The sequence below is a fragment of the Streptomyces sp. CB01580 genome, from assembly GCF_001905795.1.
GTDB lineage: Bacteria > Actinomycetota > Actinomycetes > Streptomycetales > Streptomycetaceae > Streptomyces.
In genome coordinates this window covers 19,931-34,709 of the sequence record NZ_LIXJ01000009.1, presented here as the reverse complement: position 1 = coordinate 34,709, position 14,779 = coordinate 19,931, and the positions used below count along the sequence as shown (strand labels likewise).

Here is a 14,779-nt window from a genome sequence, read left to right as displayed (position 1 = left end):
CCGTTCAGGTCCGGCCGAACACCCGCTCAAGCACCTCGGCGACCCCGTCGTCCTCGTTCGACGACGTCACCTCGTCCGCCGCTGCCCGCAGGTCCGGGTGGGCGTCGGCCATGGCGACGCCGTGACCGGCCGCGCGGAACATCGGCAGGTCGTTGGGCATGTCCCCGAAGGCGATCGCGCTGCGGGCGTCCACGCCCAGGAACTGCGCGGCCAGTGAGAGGCCGCTTCCCTTGTCGACCCCGTACGGCTGGAGTTCGACCGTGCCGGGCCCGGAGTGGGTGACGGAGGCGAGAGTGCCGACGGCGGAGCGGGCCGCGCCGGCGAGCTCGTCGTCGGTGAGCCGCGGATGCCGGACGAGCACCTTGATGACGGGCGCGGACCACAACTCGGCGCGCTGGCTGGTGCGTTGGGCGGGCAGGGACGGATGCGGCAGCACGTAGCCCGGTTCGATCAGCGTCCGCCCGTCGGTGCCGTCCTGGTCCACCGCCGCGAACACCGGCCCCACCTGGGCCTCGATCTTTCCCAGCGCGGCGTCGGCGGCCGTTCGGTCCAGTGTGACCGTGCGTATCATCCGCCCCGTCCCGGCGTCGTACAGCTGGGTCCCCTGCCCGCAGACCACCGGGCCCCGGTAGTCCAGCCCGGCGAGGAGCCTCCGTACGCCGGGCACGGGCCGTCCGGTGACCACGAGGTGCCGGGCCCCGGCGCGGGCCGCCAGGGCGAGCGCGGCGCGGGTGCGGGGGCTCACGGTGTCGTCGCGGCGCAGCAGGGTGCCGTCCAGGTCCGTGGCGACGAGGGCATGGGCGGGGGGTGGGGTGGACATGGTCCGGACTCCGTTCTCCGACGCGCCCGCCCGTGGTGTCACATGCCGCGTTGACAGGCGACGGCGGGCTGCGTGTAATGAAACCGGTGTCGCGTGACGTCGGCCAAAGAGCAGTGGGCCGGCCGACGATCGGGCGAACACCCTTCATCCAAGGGTTGCGTCATGAGTAGTTCGTACTCCGTGCCCTCCTTCTGACGCGGCGCGGCCGCCGCGCGGCGTTCTCCGCCCTCCGGGCCTTCTTGTGCCCTGCGGGCTCTCCATGCTCCCTGGGCGCTCCCTGCCCTCCGGGGTCTTCCCGCCGCGATGTGAGCCGCACGCGCATCACGTCACGTCCAGTCGTTCCCGGGGCCGCCGTGCCGCGGCCCCGTCCCCATCTTCCGGAGAGGCAGCACACGCATGCCCACATCTTTCGACCAGTCCGTCATCGACGAGTTCCGCGCCAACGGGGGAAGGGTCGGTGGCCCCTTCGAGGGCGCCGACCTGCTCCTGCTGACGACCACCGGCGCGAGGTCGGGGAAGGAGACCACGACCCCGCTCGGCTACGTCCGTCACGGCGACACGCCGTTGGTCGTCGGCTCCGCCCTGGGGGCCCCGTCGCACCCCGCCTGGTACCACAACCTGCTCGCACACCCGGTGGTACGCGTCGAGCTCGGCACGCGTACGTTCGAGGCCCTCGCGGTCCCCGCCGAGGGGGCGCGGCGCGACGCGTTGTTCGCGCACGTGGTGCGCGCGGCGCCCGGGTACGCCGGATACCAGGCCCGTACCACCCGGATCCTGCCGGTCGTTGCCCTGGAGCGCGCCGAACCCGAGGGCTGGGAGGCACGCGCGGAGACCGTCAGCCTCGCCGACAAGCTCATGGAGGTGCACACCTGGCTGCGGGGCCAGTTGCGCCAGGTCAGGGCGGAGGCCGACGCGCACTTCGCCGCGCGGGCGGCCCACCAGGGCCCCGGTGAACCGCCGTCCTTGGGCCTGGGCCTCCAGATCCGGCAGCGGTGCCTGGCGTTCTGCCAGTCGCTGCGGTTCCACCACACCAGTGAGGACGCGCACCTGTTCCCAGGGATCGCCCGCCACCACCCGCACCTGGCCGACACGTTCGCCCGGCTCGCCGAGGAGCACCGGTCGATCGCGCGCATTCAGGACGAGCTGGTCGCGCTGCTCGCGGGCATCGGCATCGCGGATCCCGCACGCTTCCGCGCGGAGCTGGAGAGGATGTCCGTGGAGCTGAACGCGCATCTGGACGACGAGGAGGAGCGGCTCCTGCCCCTGCTGGCCGAGGTCCCCTGGCCTCCGCCCGCCCCGGCCCCCGCGGACCCCGAGGCTCCTGCGGCCGGACCGGCCCGGACCGAACCCACCGAACCGTCCGAACCACATGTCAATGGCTGAGTCGAGAGGTTGTGCCGTGCGAGTAAGAGTCAAGGACTTCGATCATCTGGTGCTCAATGTGCGGGACGTCGAGCGGGCGCTGGAGTTCTACTGCGGCCCGCTCGGCCTGGAGCCGATGAGGGTGGACGAGTGGAGGGCCGGTGAGTTCCCGTTCCCGTCGGTGCGGGTCAGCCCCACGATGATCATCGATCTGCTGGAGCGGCCGCGCTCCGAGTCGAACGTCGACCACATCTGTCTGGTCGTCGAGCCGCTGGACTGGCAGCAGGTCATCGACTCGGGCACCTTCACCGTGCTGGAGGGCCCGGTCAGCCGCTCCGGCGCCCGGGGCACGGCGCAGTCGGTGTACGTCCGCGATCCGGACGGCAACACGGTCGAGCTGCGCTGGTACCCGCAGGACGCGGCGGCGGACTGAGCCGGGGCCGGGGGCGAGGCGGGGCCGGGGGCAGGGACGAGGCGGGCGGCGGGGCCCGGCCGCAGGCCCCGCCCGCCCCGGGAGCCGGTACCGGTGACACCGTCCGCCCGCGGAAACCGCTTATCCTGGTTACATGACCGTGACCGAGGCCGCGAAGGAGCCCCCGGGACTGGTTCTCCATACGCCGGAGGGCCGTCCCTACCGCTTCGATCCCGGCGCCCTGTGCCTGGAGCTGCTGCCCACCGGCGGGTGCGCGCGGTACGCGGCGTACGAGGTGCTGCGCACCCCTGCCGACCTGGTGCGCTGGGCGGGCGAATGCCGGCTGCCGGGCGGGCTGTCGCCGGAGGTGGGCCCGGAGGAACTGCGCCGGGCCCACGTGCTGCGCGCCGCTCTGTGGGAGCTGGCGTCCGCCCGCGCGCACGGCCGTCCGCTCGACCCGGGCGCGCTGGGCACGGTCAACGCGGCGGCGGCCGAAGCGCCGCTCGTCCCTCGTGTCGACGCCGTGTCCGGTGCCTTCGCGTGGGCCCCGGGCGCGACCGGAACAGCCCTGCTGTCGACGGTGGCGCGGGACGCCGTGGAGCTGTTCACCGGGCCGTACGCCGACCGCGTGCGCGAATGCGGATCGGACCGGTGCGCATTGGTCTTCGTCGACACCTCGCGCCCGGGCCGACGGCGCTGGTGCGCGATGGAACGCTGCGGAAACCTCCACAAGGTACGCGCCCACCGCGCCCGGCACGCCGCCACCGGCTGAGGGGCCGCGTCGGCGCCGTGCCCGGCCGGCACGGCTCGCCGACCGAGCGGCACGGATCACGCCGAACGAATGCGGCTCACGCCGAGGTGCGGCTCACCGGGCGACCCGCGTGCGGCTCACCGGGCGTCGGTCGGGGAGGTCCGTGCCAGCAGGGAGATCTCGGCCGCGACCGCCTCCGGGTCGGCCGGGACGGTCACATGAGCGACGTCGTCCAGGCTCGGGTGCGCGCCGACCCGTACCGCTCGCTCCGCGTTCCGCAGGAGATCGAGGTCGTTGATGTCGTTGCCGAACGCCACGTACTCGTCGATCCCCAGCGAGGTCAGGGCTTCCCACTTCGTCGTCGACCCGGGGCCGATGTCGACGATCGCCTCGTCGAGGTGATGATTGACCGTCAGTCCGAGCCCGCGGCCGGCCTCGGCGAGTTCCGCCATGTCCGACGCGCCGACGACAAGGAACTTCACGACCTCGGGAAGCTCTGCGAGGTCCACCCTGCTCGCCAGGTCGCCCTGGTCGACACGGCTGCGGATCGGGTGGTCCGCGGGCCCGGTGTAGGCGTAGTCCCAGGGGCCGTCGGCGAGATAGGTGCCCTTGTACCGCTCGACCGCCTCCAGCAGCGCGCCGAGCCCGGTGGGATCGAACGCGGCCCGGGCCCGCACCCGGCCGTCGACCGAGACGAGGCTCCCGTTCCCGCCGATCAGCGTGGCGGACGGGAACGCTCCGTCGAGTACGGGCAGCAGATCGCGAACGGGGCGGGCGGACGCGAAGACCACGTGGTGGCCGACGCGTTCGCACGCGTCGATCGCCGAGAGTATCCGGTCGTCGATCGTCCGTCCGTCGAAGCAGAGCGTGCCATCGATGTCGAAGACCACGGTGCGGGCGCGAAGATTGAGCATCGTCGGATTGTATGGGGGCGCTCGGGTCGTACGGGGACAGCCCTTGGGGGAGCGGGCGTGGTGCGCCCGGTGCTCGCGCCCGGCCCCCGGACCGACCGGACGGCCGCCGACCGCTTTCACGCCCCCGCCCCCGTCGGGCGCCGCTCAGCCCCGGTCGCCGCGCCGCACCGTGCGGAGGCCGCCACCCCCGACGGCCCAGGCGACGGCCAGGAGACCGGCCGTGGTGAACGCGAGACCCGCGTGGGAGAGCCCGGGGTGACCGGCTCCCGAGGCGCTCGGCACCAGGTGGCCCCCGTCCCCGGCCACGGACGTCGGGATGCTCGGGACCCCGGAGCCTCGCGGGGCCTCCCCGTCGTCCGCCGCGAGCACGCCGGTGCTCATCGGGCCGTCGGCGTACGCGGCGGCGAAGCGGGGATGCGCGGGGTCGGCGACGAGCGCGGGCGCCGGGGAGGCCGTCCGGTTCCCCGGCGTCCGGGCGTGGTGCGAGCGGCCGTCCTGGAAGCGGGGACCCGGACCGCCCGGTTCGTGGCCGGACGGCCGGGCGCGCTCCGCGGCGTCGGCCGCGTGCGCCGTGGGCGAGGCTTGGCCGACGAGGAACGACAGCGTGGACACGGTCGCGACGACGGTACGCAGGAGCACGCGGACGGCCCCGGACATGCGCGTGGATCGGCTCATGGCATGTCAGAAGAATATAAACGGTTGGTAGTTCAGCGATGCCTCACCGTGACGCCGTCAAACCCCGCCTGAATGCCGTACGGAACACTGTGCGGAATGCAGTAGGCCCGCCCCGGCGGTTCAGGCGTCCGGTCCGGCGCCGACGACGCGGTCCAGGTAGTCGCCGACGGCCCGGCCGTCCTCCGCGGGCGCGATCAGCCCTATGTGGTTGTCCGGGCGCACCAGGACGAGGGTGTCGCGTTCGACGCCGTACGCCGAACGGGCGTGGCCCGCCACGTCGTTCAGGCCGTGCCCTGCTCCCGCGTCCACCCCGGTCGCCCGCAGCAGGTCGCCGTGGTCCGCCTCCGCCGCGCGCAGCGCCTGCGCCGTACCGGGACCGAAGCCCAGCAGGGTGAAGTGCGGCCCCGCGAAAACCTCGAAGAGGCGCGTCGGCGCACCCGTCGTGCTGTCGAGGCAGGGGGCGTCCGGGGCCCGGTCGCCCGCCCGTGGGCCGGTGGCCGGTCCGGTGGCCGGGTCCACGGGGGAGTGCGCGGTGCGGCGGGTGTCGCGGGACAGCGGACTCCAGGGGTAGCCGCCGTCCGGCCCCAGCCCCATGGTCTTCGCGGTGACCACCGTGTCCAGACCGCCGCCCGGCTCCTTGACCGCGTCGAGCACGGTCCGCAACTGCTCGGCCGTCAGGCCCAGCGTCCACGCCGCCACCGGCAGCCGCTCCTCCTCGTACGTGTCCAGCAGACCGGGGGCCGCCCGCCCGGCGACGACCAGGGCGAGCTTCCAGCCCAGGTTGAACGCGTCCTGGATCCCGGTGTTCATGCCTAGCCCGCCCGCGACGGAATACACGTGTGCGGCGTCCCCGGCCAGCAGCACCAGGCCCACCCGGTAGCGGTCGGCCATGCGCTCGTTGACCCGGTACGTGGACAGCAGCTCCGCCCGCGACATGCGGTCGCCCGGCAGCCCGGTGTGCTTGGTGAGGAGCCGGCGGAAGCTCTCCAGCGAGGGCGGTACGGGGGCGCCCGCCGCGTCCCGCTCCGGACCCGCCTGGAACCACCAGCCCGATCGCGTGCCCGGGATCGGGCACAGCATCACGGCGCCGTCCTCGTCGAACCACTGGTGCCAGATGCCGCGGTCCAGACCGTCCACCGTGACGTCCCCGCAGACCATCATCCGGTCCTCGGCCGTCCTCCCCTCGAACGTGACGCCCAGCATCTTGCGCACCGGGCTGTGGCCGCCGTCGCAGCCCACCACGTAACGCGCCCCGATGCTCCGGCCGTTGGCGAGCCCGACGGTCACCGAGTCGGCGTGCCGGGTCAGCCCGACCGCCTCCGAACCGAGTTCCACGCGGACGCCGTACTCCGCGAGGCGGTCACGGAGGATCTCCTCCAGCCGCCACTGGGCGATGAGCCGCGGACGGTCGTACGGGGTGTCGGGCGCCGGACGCGACGCCCCGTACGGGTCGGCGTCGGCGACCGGCAGCCCGTTCCGGTACTTGCGCATCGGCAGCGGCGCCGAACCGGCCGCCAGCACCCGGTCCACCACCCCCAGGTCCGCCAGCACCTCCAGGGAGCGGGGGTTGGGGCCCTTCGCCCGTGAACTGCGCGGGAAGTCCGGCGACCTGTCGATGATCCGTACGTCGACGGAGCGACGGGCCAGATCGCAGGCGAGGATCAGGCCGGTCGGGCCCGAACCGACGATCAGTACCTGGGTGACGGGTGCGGCTGGGGACATGCGGGCTCCTCGGTCAGGGGTTTCGTGGGTGGTGCCCAGCAAAACGTAACCGAGTTAAAAAAGCGACCGAGTAACCTTTGTGTCACCCGGTCACGGTCATGGTGCCGGGGTCGTGGCGGAGGGCGGGGCGGGGTCCCCGGCCGACGGCGGTACCGAGGGGGAGGGCTGTGCCGCCGTCCGCGCCGCCAGGGTCCGGGCCGCCTCGGCCCTCGTCCGCCGCGCCGTCCGGAGGGCGTCCCATGTCAGCAGGGTGAGGGCCAGCCAGACCAGGGCGAACCCGGCCCATCGCTCCGGCGGCATCTCCTCGTGGAAGTACAGGATGCCCAGCACGAACTGGAACACCGGCGCCAGGTACTGCAACAGGCCCAGCGTGGACAGCGGCACGCGGATCGCCGCCGCCCCGAACAGGACGAGCGGTGTGGCCGTGACGACACCGGTCGCGGCCAGCAGCGCCGCGTGGCCGGGCCCCTCGGAGCCGAACGTCGACTCGCCGCGCGCGCCCAGCCAGAGCAGATAGCCGAGGGCGGGCAGGAACAGCACGGCGGTCTCGGCGGCGAGCGATTCCAGCCCGCCCATGGCGACCTTCTTCTTCACCAGGCCGTACGTCGCGAAGGAGAACGCCAGCGTCAACGAGATCCACGGCGGCCGCCCGTAGCCGATCGCCAGCACCAGCACCGCCGCGACCCCGGTGGCGACCGCCACCCACTGTGCCGGGCGCAGTCGTTCGCCGAGCAGCAGGACGCCCATGGCGATGGTGACCAGAGGGTTGATGAAGTAGCCCAGCGACGCCTCGACGACATGGCCGTTGTTCACGGCCCAGATGTAGAGGCCCCAGTTGACCGTGATCACGGCCGCCGCGACCGTGATCAGGCCGAGCTTCCGCGGCCGGCGTACCAGCGCGCCGATCCAGGACCAGCGGCGCAGCACCAGCAGCGCGATGCCGACGACCCCGAGGGACCAGACCATGCGGTGGGCGAGGATCTCGATCGCGCCCGCGGGCTTCAGCAGCGGCCAGAACAGCGGGACGATGCCCCACAGTCCGTAGGCGCCGACGCCGGACAGCAGTCCGGCCCGTTGTTCGTTCGTTCCCTTCGTGGACCCCGCGGACCCTATGGACCCCACCGACCTCACGGCTCCTCCCGGCATGTCTGGGTCGGGCGCTGCACCGACCGCACGACGGTATCGCCGCCGGACGCCCTGTGTCATGACCGTATGACGATACGGCCATGACACAGGGGTCTCTGCCCGGTGGGTGGGGTTACGCCCCGGGCCCGGCGACCGCCGCGGCGACCGCCGTGCTGTCCGTCCCTGCGACCGCCGCGGCGATCGTCTCGGCGAGAGGCGTCGTCGGGCGGCCGATCAGCCGGGCCAGGTCGCCGCCCGCACCGGCGAGCAGCCCGCGCCCGATCGCGGCGTCGACGTCGACGAGGATCGCCGCGAAGGGCTCGGGGACACCGGCGCCGACCAGGATCTCCTGGTGCGTGGCGGCCGGGACGTGCCGGTACACGATCTCCTTGCCGGTGGCCTTCGCGACCTGCTCCGCGTACTCGGCGAACGACCAGGCGACGTCGCCGCTCAGCTCGTACGCCGCGCCGATGTGGCCCTCGCCGGTGAGGACCGCCGCCGCGGCGGCGGCGTAGTCGGCGCGGGCGGCGGAGGCGACCCGCCCGTCGCCCGCGTTGGCCACGACCGCACCGTGCTCCAGGACGGGCCCGAGGTGGGCGGTGTAGTTCTCGGTGTACCAGCCGTTGCGCAGGAAGGTGTACGGCAGCCCGGAGTCGAGGATCAGGCGCTCGGTGACCTTGTGCTCGGCGGCCAGCTCGAAGTCGGCGTCGGGGCCGCCCAGGATGCCGGTGTACGCGAGCTGGGCCACCCCCGCCGCCTTGGCCGCCCCGATCACGGCGGTGTGCTGCGGCACGCGCCTGCCGACCTCGCTGCCGGAGATGAGCAGGACGCGGTCACCGGCCCGGAACGCGTCCTTCAGGGTCTCGGGGCGGTCGTAGTCGGCGACCCGGATCCCGACGCCGAGGGCGGCGAGCGGGGCCGCCTTCTCCTCGTTCCGGACGACGGCGGCGATCTCGCCGGCGGGGACGGTGGTGAGCAGCCGGTCGACGACGAGGCGGCCGAGCTCTCCGGTGGCTCCGGTGACAACGATGCTCATGAGGATTCTCTGCTTTCTGCTTTCGGTGCTTCCGCGCTTTCGGAGCCTTCGGCGGCGCTGGTCCCGGTCCGTGCTCCCCGACGTCCGGGCCTTTCTGCGTCCGGACTCTTCGGCTCACCCTAAGAGGGGTACTAACTAATGGAAAGTGCCCACTTTGAAGTAAGGTACTGACATGAGTGTGAGCGCCGTGGACTCCAGGCCCGAGGACCGCAGACCCGATGTGAACCGGCCGATGTGCCCCTCCCGGCTGGTGCTCGAACACGTCACCAGCCGCTGGGGGGTGCTGGTGCTCGCCGCCCTGCTGGAGCGTTCGTACCGCTTCAGCGAGCTGCGCCGCCAGGTCGGCGGGGTCAGCGAGAAGATGCTGGCCCAGACCCTCCAGACGCTGGAGCGCGACGGCTTCGTGCACCGGGACGCGAAGCCGGTGATCCCGCCCCGGGTGGACTACTCGCTCACCCTGCTGGGCCGGGAGGCCGCCGGGCAGGTGTGGGCGCTGGCCCGCTGGACGGAACGCAGCCTGGACGCGGTGCAGTCGGCGCGCGAGACGTACGACCGGCGGAAGGCCCACGAGGGGTAGCGGCCCCGGGGGCGAACGGGCTCGCCGCTTTCTCCCCGCGCCCCGGCCGCTCCGCGCGGTCGTCGTTCGTCAGTCCGGCCGCGATGCGCGCCCCTCCTCCAACTGCCGCAGCGCCCACGACACATCGAACGGCAGGATCGTCACCGCCACGTGCGGCAGCCGCGCCAGGGCCTTCGCCATCTGCTCGCCCGTGCCCCGGTGCAGCAGCTTGCCCAGTACGTTGCGGTACGTCCGCCGGGGCACCAGCACCGTCAGCCAGGTCTGCCCGTCCTCCGTGGTGCGGGAGGCGAGCTGCAGCATCGCGTGCCGCAGCCGCCGGTCCGGGCACGCCACCAGCTCCAGCGGCACGGAGGTGGCGGACGTCGCGCCCCACCGGGTGGCCAGCCGCCGGCCGTACGCCTCGTCGATCGCGAAATGCACCGCCCGGATCTCGTCCGGGCGCAGCTCACGGGCGTACCGCAGCGCCTTCAGCGTCGCCAGGTCCAGCGACTCGACGAGGACCAGGACCAGATGGCGGCGGTACCGCCCCCGGCCGATGCCCGGGGGCGGGAAGTTCTGCAACGCGGCCGCCTCGCGCCGGTACTCGCGGTTGATCCGCATCAGCGCCCACACCCCCAGCGGGAAGACGATCACGACCAGCCAGGCGCCCTCGGTGAACTTGGTGATCGCGAAGATCAGCACCACCGCGGCCGAAACGCCTGCGGCCATGGCGTTGACGGCGATCTTCAGCCGCCGGTACGGCTCGCGACGGCGCAGGTGGTGCGCGGTGAGTCCGGACCCGGCCATGGTGAACGCGGTGAACACGCCGATCGCGTACAGCGCCACCAGCCGGTCCACGCTGGCGCCGGTGACCAGCAACAGCGCGAGCGAGACCACGGCCAGCGAGATGATGCCGTTGGAGAACGCCAGCCGGTGCCCGCGCCGGGTCAGCTGCCGGGGCAGGAACCGGTCCTTGGCGACGAAACTGGCGAGGTACGGGAAGCCGGTGAACGGGGTGTTGGCGCCGGTGTACAGCACCAGCGCGGTCGCCAGCTGCACGAAGACCAGCCCGGCCGTGCCCAGCGGTCCGTCGCCGAACGCCAGATGGGCCTCCTGCGCGATGACGGTCGGCGTGCCGTCCACGTACGGCACGGCATGGGTGAAGTGCGCCATCGTGGACACCCCCAGCACGAGGACGCCCAGGATCAGGCTCATGGCGATCAGGGTGCGGCGGGCGTTGCGGCCCTGCGGTTCGCGGAAGGTGGAGATGCCGTTGGAGATCGCCTCCAGCCCGGTCAGCGACGAACCCCCGTTGGCGAACGAGCGCAGCACGATGAAGAGCGAGGTCCCGTACAGCCAGCCGTCGCCCGGGGTACCGACCGGCACCACGCCCTCGGCGCGCAGATCGGCGTGCGGCAGTCCGCCCGTGAGCCCGCGCACCGTTCCGACCAGCAGGATCAGACCTACCGCCGCCATGAAGAGATAGGCGGGCAGCGCGAAGGCCCGGCCCGCCTCCCGGACCCCGCGCAGGTTTCCGTACGCCAGGATCACGATCACGGCGACGGACACCGGCAGTTGGAGGTGGTTCAGGCCGGTGAAGCCGTTGCCGACCAGATGGGCGAGCGAGATCAGGGCGTTGGTGCCGGCCGAGACCTGCACGGCGACGGTGACGATGTAGTCGACGAGCAGGGCCACGGCGGCGATCTGCGCCACGTCCGGCCCGAAGTTCTCCCGCGCGACGACGTACGAACCACCCGCACGGGTGTAGATCATCACGACATCGCTGTAACAGAGCGTCAGCAGCACCAGAACGAACAGGATCGCGCCGGTCACCGGCATGAGCAGGGTGAACGCGGCCGCGCCGACGACGGGCACGAGGACCCGGAGCATCTCCTCGGAGCCGTACGCGGACGAACTGATGCAGTCGGAGGCGAGCACCCCGAGCGCCGTCCGGTTGTTCAGCTTCTCCTCGCCGATGCGCTCGGTGGTGAGCGGTCGGCCGAGCAGACGCCGCTTGATGCGGTACGCGGGACGGTCGAACGTGGGACGACGGTCGTAGGCCGGACGGTCCGAGGTCATGGCCACATGGTGGGGGCCCGGACGGCGGTCCACCGGTACGCAAACGCCGGACGGGCCGGAATTTCAGCCCGTCCGGCGATCGCGGACGCTCGTGACCGGCGGTCAGCCGACGACGGTCCAGGTGTCGTTGCCCGCGAGGAGTGCGGAGAGGTCGCCCTTGCCGTTCCGCTCGACGGCGGCGTCGAGCTGTTCGGCCATCTGTGTGTCGTAGACCGGCCGCTCGACGCTGCGCAGCACCCCGATGGGGGTCTGGTGCAGGGTGTCGGCGTCGGCCAGCCGGGAGAGCGCGAAGGCGGTGGTCGGGGACGCGGCATGCGCGTCGTGGACCAGGACGCGGTCCCGGTTGCCGTCCGTCACCTCGACGACCTCCAGATCCCCGGTGGCGGGGTCGCGGACGACGCCCTTGGAGTCGTCGGCGCCGAAGAGGATGGGCTGGCCGTGTTCGAGGCGGATCACGGCGTCCTGGGCGCGGTCCTTGTCCTTGAGGGCTTCGAAGGCACCGTCGTTGAAGATGTTGCAGTTCTGGTAGATCTCCACGAGCGCGGTGCCGGGGTGGTCGGCCGCGGCGCGCAGCACGCTCGTGAGGTGCTTGCGGTCCGAGTCGATGGTGCGGGCGACGAACGACGCCTCCGCGCCCAGGGCCAGGGACACCGGGTTGAAGGGGGCGTCGAGGGAGCCCATCGGCGTCGACTTGGTGATCTTTCCGGTCTCGGAGGTGGGGGAGTACTGGCCCTTGGTCAGCCCGTAGATCCGGTTGTTGAACAGGAGGATCTTGAGGTTGACATTGCGGCGCAGGGCGTGGATGAGGTGGTTGCCGCCGATGGAGAGGGCGTCGCCGTCGCCGGTGACGACCCAGACGGACAGGTCGCGGCGGGAGGTGGCGAGCCCGGTGGCGATGGCGGGGGCGCGGCCGTGGATGGAGTGCATCCCGTAGGTGTTCATGTAGTACGGGAAGCGGGAGGAGCAGCCGATGCCGGAGACGAAGACGATGTTCTCCTTGGCGAGGCCGAGCTCGGGCATGAAGCCCTGGACGGCGGCGAGGACGGCGTAGTCGCCGCAGCCGGGGCACCAGCGCACTTCCTGGTCGGACTTGAAGTCCTTCATGGACTGCTTGGCCTCGGCCTTGGGCACCAGTTGGAGGAGTTGGTTGGTGTCAGGCATCGATGGCCTCCTTGAGGGCCGTCGCGAGCTGTTCGGCCTTGAACGGCATTCCGTTGACCTGGGTGTGGCTGCGGGCGTCGACGAGGTACTTGGCCCGGATGAGGGTGGCGAGCTGGCCGAGGTTCATCTCCGGCACGACCACCTTCTCGTAGCGGGCCAGGACCTCACCGAGGTTGGCGGGGAAGGGGTTGAGGTGGCGCAGGTGGGCCCGGGCGATGGGGTGGCCCTCGGTGCGCAGGCGGCGGACGGCGGCGGTGATGGGGCCGTAGGTGGAGCCCCAGCCCAGGACCAGGGTGCGCGCGCCGTCCGGGTCGTCGACCTCTGCGTCGGGGACGGCGATGTTGTCGATCTTCGCCTGGCGGGTGCGGACCATGTGGTCGTGGTTGGCGGGGTCGTAGGAGATGTTGCCGGTGCCGTCCTGCTTCTCGATGCCGCCGATGCGGTGTTCGAGACCGGGGGTGCCGGGCACCGCCCAGGGCCGGGCCAGGGTCTGCTCGTCGCGTTTGTAGGGCCAGAAGACCTCGGTGCCATCGGCCAGGGTGTGGTTGGGGCCGGCGGCGAACTGGACCCGCAGGTCGGGCAGCTCGTCGGGCTCGGGGATCTTCCACGGTTCGGACCCGTTGGCGAGGTAGCCGTCGGAGAGGAGGAAGACGGGGGTGCGGTACGTCAACGCGATCCGCGCGGCGTCCAGGGCGGCGTCGAAACAGTCCGCCGGGGTCCGCGGGGCCACGACCGGCACCGGCGCCTCACCGTTGCGGCCGTACATCGCCTGGAGGAGGTCGGCCTGCTCGGTCTTGGTCGGCAGACCGGTCGACGGGCCACCGCGCTGGATGTCCACGATCACCAGCGGCAGCTCCAGGGAGACGGCGAGGCCGATCGTCTCCGACTTCAGTGCCACACCGGGGCCGGAGGTGGTGGTCACGGCGAGGGAGCCGCCGAACGCGGCACCGAGGGCGGCGCCGATGCCCGCGATCTCGTCCTCGGCCTGGAAGGTGCGCACGCCGAAGTTCTTGTGCTTGCTGAGTTCGTGCAGGATGTCGGAGGCGGGGGTGATCGGGTAGGAGCCCAGGTAGAGCGGCAGGTCGGCCTGCCGGGAGGCGGCGATCAGCCCGTAGGACAGGGCCAGGTTCCCCGAGATGTTGCGGTACGTACCCGCCGGGAACGCGCGGGTGGCGGGCGCGACCTCGTAGGACACGGCGAAGTCCTCGGTCGTCTCACCGAAGTTCCACCCCGCCCGGAACGCGGCCACGTTCGCCTCCGCGATCTGCGGCTTCTTCGCGAACTTGGCCCGCAGGAAGGCTTCGGTGTTCTCGGTGGGCCGGTGGTACATCCAGGAGAGCAGCCCCAGGGCGAACATGTTCTTGGAGCGTTCGGCCTCCTTGCGGGAGAGCCCGAACTCCTTGAGCGCCTCGATGGTGAGCGTGGTCAGCGGCACCGGGTGGACGCTGTAGCCGTCCAGCGAGCCGTCCTCCAGGGGGTTGCTGTCGTAGCCGACCTTCGCCATGGGGCGCTTGGTGAACTCGTCGGTGTTCACGATGATCTCGGCGCCGCGCGGCACGTCGGCGATGTTCGCCTTCAGCGCGGCCGGGTTCATCGCGACGAGGACGTTCGGGGCGTCGCCGGGGGTGAGGATGTCGTGGTCCGCGAAGTGGAGCTGGAACGACGAGACGCCCGGCAGGGTCCCGGCAGGAGCCCGGATCTCGGCGGGGAAGTTCGGCAGCGTCGACAGGTCGTTCCCGAACGATGCCGTCTCCGACGTGAAACGGTCGCCCGTGAGCTGCATACCGTCACCCGAGTCACCCGCGAACCGGATGATCACACGATCAAGGCGACGGACTTCCTTGTCCCCGGAGCTCGCGTGACCGGCGCCGAGGGCACGCTGCTCCCCGGCGAGTGCCTCGTCGGCCTCGTCGGCCTGTCCGGCTGGGCTACTGACCTGGCTGGTCACTGAACTGGACCTCCCTCGCGGCGGCTCGGGACCGGCCGGCCCGCCGACGGTCCCGGTGCCCACCCTACGACGGTAAGGGTCGCCTTCCCTGGACCGGTCACATGGTGGACATGGTCATGAGACGCGATTCCGTGCCGTTTTGTCATGTTTCGCGAACCCCCCAAATCGTTCGACGAAGACGCTGTGCGTTCATTCTTTGGTTGTAGGACCCGCCGGCG

13 protein-coding genes are annotated in these 14,779 nt (G+C 72.0%); 4 read left to right on the top strand and 9 right to left on the bottom strand.

Annotated elements, in window-relative coordinates:
* Nucleotides 1-4: 4 nt before the first annotated feature.
* Complete coding sequence (locus tag AMK22_RS15445; RefSeq protein ID WP_073785402.1) at nucleotides 5-820, bottom strand: HAD family hydrolase; 816 nt, start codon at nucleotides 818-820, stop codon at nucleotides 5-7.
* Nucleotides 821-1,216: 396 nt separating this feature from the next.
* On the opposite strand from AMK22_RS15445, the gene AMK22_RS15440 reads away from it, so the two are divergent.
* The 3 genes from AMK22_RS15440 to AMK22_RS15430 all read left to right on the top strand — a co-directional run bounded on the left by AMK22_RS15440 (nucleotide 1,217) and on the right by AMK22_RS15430 (nucleotide 3,366).
* A complete protein-coding gene (locus tag AMK22_RS15440; RefSeq protein WP_073785400.1) occupies nucleotides 1,217-2,203 on the top strand; it encodes a nitroreductase/quinone reductase family protein in 987 nt (328 codons plus the stop codon).
* 16 nt (nucleotides 2,204-2,219) lie between these two features.
* Entirely contained in the window at nucleotides 2,220-2,615 is a 396-nt protein-coding gene (locus AMK22_RS15435; RefSeq protein WP_242433986.1) for a VOC family protein, read from the top strand.
* A 133-nt stretch (nucleotides 2,616-2,748) separates the two neighbouring features.
* On the top strand, nucleotides 2,749-3,366 hold the full coding sequence (locus AMK22_RS15430) for a CGNR zinc finger domain-containing protein (RefSeq protein ID WP_073785396.1): 618 nt from the start codon (nucleotides 2,749-2,751) through the stop codon (nucleotides 3,364-3,366).
* A gap of 116 nt (nucleotides 3,367-3,482) precedes the next feature.
* On the opposite strand, the gene AMK22_RS15425 is transcribed toward AMK22_RS15430, so the two are convergent.
* The 5 genes from AMK22_RS15425 to AMK22_RS15405 all read right to left on the bottom strand — a co-directional run bounded on the left by AMK22_RS15425 (nucleotide 3,483) and on the right by AMK22_RS15405 (nucleotide 8,817).
* Entirely contained in the window at nucleotides 3,483-4,259 is a 777-nt protein-coding gene (locus AMK22_RS15425) for an HAD hydrolase family protein (RefSeq protein ID WP_073785394.1), read from the bottom strand.
* A gap of 144 nt (nucleotides 4,260-4,403) precedes the next feature.
* On the bottom strand, nucleotides 4,404-4,934 hold the full coding sequence (locus AMK22_RS38375) for a hypothetical protein (protein ID WP_143203566.1): 531 nt from the start codon (nucleotides 4,932-4,934) through the stop codon (nucleotides 4,404-4,406).
* A 120-nt stretch (nucleotides 4,935-5,054) separates the two neighbouring features.
* Nucleotides 5,055-6,656 (bottom strand): FAD-dependent monooxygenase, encoded by a 1,602-nt coding sequence (locus AMK22_RS15415; RefSeq protein WP_073785390.1) that lies wholly within the window; start codon nucleotides 6,654-6,656, stop codon nucleotides 5,055-5,057.
* 96 nt (nucleotides 6,657-6,752) lie between these two features.
* Complete coding sequence (gene rarD / locus AMK22_RS15410; RefSeq protein WP_073785388.1) at nucleotides 6,753-7,802, bottom strand: EamA family transporter RarD; 1,050 nt, start codon at nucleotides 7,800-7,802, stop codon at nucleotides 6,753-6,755.
* Between the two features lie 112 nt (nucleotides 7,803-7,914).
* Nucleotides 7,915-8,817: an SDR family oxidoreductase gene (locus AMK22_RS15405; RefSeq protein ID WP_073785386.1), complete on the bottom strand. Its 903-nt coding sequence runs from the start codon at nucleotides 8,815-8,817 to the stop codon at nucleotides 7,915-7,917.
* A 172-nt stretch (nucleotides 8,818-8,989) separates the two neighbouring features.
* Between AMK22_RS15405 and AMK22_RS15400 the strand changes: the two genes are divergently transcribed.
* Nucleotides 8,990-9,394, top strand: a complete 405-nt coding sequence (locus AMK22_RS15400; protein WP_073785384.1) for a winged helix-turn-helix transcriptional regulator — start codon at nucleotides 8,990-8,992, stop codon at nucleotides 9,392-9,394.
* 69 nt (nucleotides 9,395-9,463) lie between these two features.
* On the opposite strand, the gene AMK22_RS15395 is transcribed toward AMK22_RS15400, so the two are convergent.
* The 3 genes from AMK22_RS15395 to AMK22_RS15385 form a co-directional block, all read right to left on the bottom strand.
* Nucleotides 9,464-11,452, bottom strand: coding sequence for an APC family permease (locus AMK22_RS15395; protein WP_073785382.1), 1,989 nt, complete (start codon nucleotides 11,450-11,452; stop codon nucleotides 9,464-9,466).
* A gap of 102 nt (nucleotides 11,453-11,554) precedes the next feature.
* On the bottom strand, nucleotides 11,555-12,613 hold the full coding sequence (locus AMK22_RS15390) for a 2-oxoacid:ferredoxin oxidoreductase subunit beta (RefSeq protein ID WP_073785380.1): 1,059 nt from the start codon (nucleotides 12,611-12,613) through the stop codon (nucleotides 11,555-11,557).
* Nucleotides 12,606-14,561: a 2-oxoacid:acceptor oxidoreductase subunit alpha gene (locus tag AMK22_RS15385; RefSeq protein ID WP_073785378.1), complete on the bottom strand. Its 1,956-nt coding sequence runs from the start codon at nucleotides 14,559-14,561 to the stop codon at nucleotides 12,606-12,608. Before AMK22_RS15385 ends, AMK22_RS15390 begins: the two co-directional genes overlap by 8 nt.
* Between the last annotated feature and the right edge of the window lie 218 nt (nucleotides 14,562-14,779).